The 1102-nt window shown below is 63.2% G+C and carries 1 protein-coding gene; it reads right to left on the bottom strand.

Annotated features, from left to right (window positions below; all coding sequences use genetic code 11):
- Positions 1-988 (bottom strand): IS481 family transposase (locus Q0653_RS13995; RefSeq protein ID WP_298745534.1); only part of this gene is annotated, 988 nt, incomplete at its 3' end.
- Positions 989-1102: the final 114 nt, after the last annotated feature.

The raw sequence follows: 1102 nt of genomic DNA, 5'->3' as shown, positions 1-1102 counted from the left end.
TGTGATGTCCAGGCAGGTTGTTGAGTCTGCTGATGGGTGCGGCTCCGACTGCGGAGTGGTGCCTGTGATGATTGTAGGTGTGTAGCCAGGCGGGTAGCGCGGCTCGGCGTTCGGATTCTGATCCGTAGAAGCGTGCGTAGGCCCAGCCGTCGGCGAGGGTGCGGTGGAACCGCTCGATCTTGCCATTGGTCTGTGGACGATAGGGGCGGGTGCGCTTGTGTCGGACGCCGAGCAGGGTGCAGGCATCTCGCCATGCGTAGGAGCGATAGGCCGACCCGTTGTCGGATAAGACGCGCTCGACTGTGACGCCGCGATCTGCGAACCAGGCGACAGCGCGTTCAAGGACACCGATCGCCGTGACGGCTTTCTCGTCGGCGCAGATCTCGGCGTAGGCAACGCGGGAGTAGTCATCGATAACGGTATGGACGAATGCGGTGCCGATGTTCGGGTGACCTTTGCTGGTTCTTCCCGTGCGGAGAGCCGTCGTCGCCTTGTGTTTGTCTCCTTGCTGCTTGCCGACGAACCGCCAGCCACCACCATCGGGGATGCTGCCGAATTTGGTCACGTCGACGTGAATCATCGATCCGGGATGGGGATGCTCGTATCGGCGGATGGGTTCGCCGGTAACCCGATCGATATGACTGAGTCTGTTGATCCGCGCGCGCACCAGTACCGCATGAACAGTCGAGGTCGGGAGGCCGAGCTCCGCGGCGATCTGCGCCGGGCCGAGCCGGCGTCGCCACCGTGCCTTCACGATCCGTTTGACCAGCTCGGGAGGGGTCTTGGTCGGCATCGATCGCGGCCGGCTGGATCTGTCGAGCATCCCTGCTGCCCCCTCGACGCGGAACCTGGCGGCCCACTTCCGCGCCGTAGGCGGCGAGGTCATGAACATCTTCGCCGCGACAGTGGCGGACCAATGCTCTTCGACAATGAGCTTGGCCAGCCGCAAACGAGCGCGCGGGGTCAGAGCAGCGTTAGCGTGGGACATGAAGGCCTCCTGTGTTGCGTGAGCGGTTTCTAGACAGCTCCACTCTCGCAACCGGAGGCCTTCACCCCTCAGAAATCACGAGCGATTCACGCAACAACGTCCCTGGACATCACA

The organism is uncultured Microbacterium sp. (assembly GCF_947488465.1).
In the GTDB taxonomy this organism is placed as follows: Bacteria; Actinomycetota; Actinomycetes; order Actinomycetales; family Microbacteriaceae; genus Microbacterium.
This window is presented reverse-complemented; position numbering and strand designations above follow the sequence as displayed.